Raw genomic sequence first — 3,133 nt, 5'->3', positions numbered from 1 at the left:
AGATGTGTATAAGAGACAGACGGACGGCAGCTCAGCGCCCAGGTTCTGCGGGCCGACGAGTTCGACGCCGTCGACGAAGCGGTGCTGGCGGACCTCCAGGCCACCCAGTTGCGGCACCGGTTGTTCCGGGCCAAGCCCGAGGGCCGGGTCACCAACTTCTGGGTCACGCCCAGTGACATCAATCCGGAGAACCTCGAGCACCTGTGGTACCCGGAGGCCGCCGCGACGGTGGTCACGGTGCGGCTGTGCCCCAGCGGCGGGCGAAGCACGCAGATCTGCGTGCTGGCGCGGTATCACACGGCGGACAAGCCGGGCAGCAGTGTGCGGTCGGCGCTGAACCGCTTCGTGGGCCGGCGCCAGATCGAGGCCGTCTGGGCCAGCCTGCCGGTCCCGAACGCGCACCGGCGGATCTCGGTACCGGGGCGGGAGCTGCAGGACGGCGAGCACTTGCCGGTGTCGGTGGACGTGATCGAGGAGTACACCCCGGCGGCGGCAGGGGCGCGCGGGTGACCAGTCCGGCCTCGGCCGACGCCCGCAACGCAATGGTTGCGGGCCTGCTGGCTTCCGGTATCTCGGTGAACGGGCTGCAGCCCAGCCACAACCCGCAGGTGGCGCTGCAGATGTTCACCACCGCGACCACGATCGACCCGAGCATGTGCGATGCCTGGCTGGCCCGGTTGCTGGCCGGCGACTCCGACATCGAGGTGCTGGCCAACGCGTGGTCCACAGTCCGCACCTTCGGGTGGGAGACCCGCCGGCTCGGGCTGTCCGACCTGGAATTCCGTCCGGAGGTCTCCGACGGAATGTTCCTGCGGCTGTTGATCACCAGCGTGGAGACGCTGGCCGCCGCCTATGCCGCGAAGCTCACCGAGGCCAAGCGCTACGCCGAAGCGGCGGACCTGCTCGACAGCATCGAGCCGCGCAACCCCTTCGAGGCCGAGCTGATCAACTACGTGCGGGGTCTGCTGTATTTCCGGACCGGGCGCTGGCCCGACGTCCTCAAGCAGTTTCCGGCCGGCGCCCAGTGGCGCCAGCCCGAACTCAAAGCTGCGGCGGCCGCGATGGCCACCACCGCGCTGGCGTCGCTGGGGGTGTTCGAAGAGGCGACCCGGCGGGCGCAGGAAGCCATCGAGGGCGACCGGGTGCCGGCCGCCGCCAACGTAGCGCTCTACACCCAGGGCATGTGCCTGCGGCATCTGGGCCGCGAGGACGAGGCCGCCGAGGTGCTGCGGCGGGTGTATTCGAGGGACTCGAAGTTCACCCCCGCCCGCGAGGCGCTGGACAACACCGACTACCGGCTGGTGCTGACCGATCCGGAGACCATCGAAGCCCGGACCGACCCGTGGGACCCCGACAGCGCACCCACCCGGGAACAGGCCGAAGCCGATCGGCATGCCGAGGAGGCCGCGCGTTACCTGGCCGAGGGCGACGCCGAGCTGGCCGCCATGCTCGGCATGGAGCAGGCTAAGCGGGAGATCAAGCTGATCAAGGCCACCACCAAGGTGAATCTGGCGCGGGCCAAGATGGGACTGCCCGTTCCGGTGACATCGCGCCACACCCTGTTGCTCGGTCCGCCCGGCACCGGCAAGACCTCGGTGGCGCGTGCCTTCACCAAACAGCTGTGCGGTCTGACCGTGCTGCGCAAGCCGCTGGTGGTGGAGACCAACCGCTCCAAGCTGCTGGGCCGCTACATGGCCGACGCCGAGAAGAACACCGAAGAGCTGCTCGAGGGGGCGCTCGGCGGTGCCGTGTTCTTCGACGAGATGCACACGCTGCATGAGCGCGGTTACAGCCAGGGGGACGCCTACGGCAACGCAATCATCAACACGCTGCTGCTCTACATGGAGAACCACCGCGATGAGCTGGTGGTGTTCGGCGCCGGCTACGCCAACGCCATGGAGAAGATGCTCGAAGTCAACCAGGGCCTGCGGCGCAGGTTCTCCACGGTGATCGAGTTCTACAGCTACACGCCGCCGGAACTGCTGCAACTGACCAAGATGATGGCGGCCGAGAACGAGGATGTGGTCAGCGACGAGGCGGTCGAGGGCCTGCTGCCGTCCTACACCCGGTTCTATGCCGACGAGAACTACTCCGAAGACGGCGACCTGATCCGCGGCATCGACGTGTTGGGCAACGCCGGGTTTGTCCGCAATGTGGTGGAGAAGGCGCGCGACCACCGCAGCTTCCGGCTCGACGACTCCGAACTGGACGCCGTGCTGTCCGGCGAAGTCACCGAGTTCAGCGAGGAATGGCTGCACAAGTTCAAGGAACTGACCCGCGAGGACCTTGCCGAGGGGCTCAGCGCAGCGGTCGCCGAGAAGAAGCCGACCTGAGCCGGCAGCAGTCCGACAGCCGATTCACAGCGGCGCGACCACCTGCGCGGGTTGACGCCCACTGGTACCGATGCCACCATGGCGCAGAGAGGGTGGCCGGTGCATCGCTTCGGCCCAACTGGTTTTCGGTCGGTGTCAGGAGGTGAGGACGAGACTTGTGTCCCGGCGATAGTGCCTGTTGTGGATCGGTGACTGTTGGGTCCCGAACCCGCTCTGGCATCGTTTCTGTCATCTGACGCCATGTCGCGTTGAGCGCGCTTCGGGTACGACGCAGTAACCGGTGGGCGCATGTTCGGCGCGTCGGCAAATGTCGGTCTGCCGACCGGCTTTTCCTGGAGGAGATTTCCATGAGCTTTGTGAACACCCAACCCGAGGCGCTGACGGCGGCCGCGGGCAACCTGGCAGCCATCGGCTCGGCGCTCAGCGCGCAGAACGCCGCGGCGGCAGCGCCGACCACCGGGGTGGTTCCGGCCGCCGCCGATGAGGTCTCGGCGTTGACCGCGGCGCAGTTCGCTGCGCACGCCAGCATGTACCAGGCCATCAGCGCTCAGGCCGAGGCCATTCACCAGGCGTTCGTCGCCACGCTGAACGCCAGCGCCAACTCCTACGCGGCGACTGAGGCAGCCAACGCCGCAGCGGCCGGCTGATCGCCGAAAGGCGCTGGGCAGCAACAACTTTGTAGAATTCAGGAGGGAAATCATGACTTCACGGTTTATGACCGACCCGGACGCGATGCGTGCGATGGCCGGCCGGTTCGATGTGCACGCGCAGACCGTTGAGGACGAGGCTCGCCGGATGTG

Annotated in this window: 3 protein-coding genes and 1 pseudogene; all 4 read left to right on the top strand. The window is 67.5% G+C overall.

What is annotated here, in order from left to right; translation table 11 throughout:
- The first annotated feature begins 108 nt into the window (after window positions 1–108).
- Entirely contained in the window at window positions 109–510 is a 402-nt protein-coding gene (locus tag LI92_RS20665) for a hypothetical protein (RefSeq protein ID WP_204368902.1), read from the top strand.
- Between the two features lie 32 nt (window positions 511–542).
- Window positions 543–2,333, top strand: a complete 1,791-nt coding sequence (gene eccA / locus LI92_RS20660) for a type VII secretion AAA-ATPase EccA (protein WP_502691490.1) — start codon at window positions 543–545, stop codon at window positions 2,331–2,333.
- Window positions 2,334–2,680: 347 nt separating this feature from the next.
- The gene (locus LI92_RS20655; RefSeq protein ID WP_046322209.1) at window positions 2,681–2,980 is read left to right on the top strand and encodes a PE family protein; all 300 of its coding nucleotides are present in this window, start codon (window positions 2,681–2,683) and stop codon (window positions 2,978–2,980) included.
- 52 nt (window positions 2,981–3,032) lie between these two features.
- Window positions 3,033–3,133: pseudogene (locus LI92_RS20650) on the top strand (WXG100 family type VII secretion target); the annotation flags it as partial.

This window comes from Mycobacterium sp. UM_Kg1, from assembly GCF_000972925.1.
Taxonomy (GTDB): Bacteria; Actinomycetota; Actinomycetes; order Mycobacteriales; family Mycobacteriaceae; genus Mycobacterium; species Mycobacterium hiberniae.
The sequence above is the reverse complement of the archived record's forward strand: the minus strand, read 5'-3'. Positions and strand labels throughout refer to the sequence as shown.

Bases quoted from the DNA above. Each gene is read 5' to 3' on its own strand.
- eccA (WP_502691490.1), top strand. From the start codon at position 543: ATGGTTGCGGGCCTGCTGGCTTCCGGTATCTCGGTGAACGGGCTGCAG.
- LI92_RS20655 (WP_046322209.1), top strand. From the start codon at position 2,681: ATGAGCTTTGTGAACACCCAACCCGAGGCGCTGACGGCGGCCGCGGGC.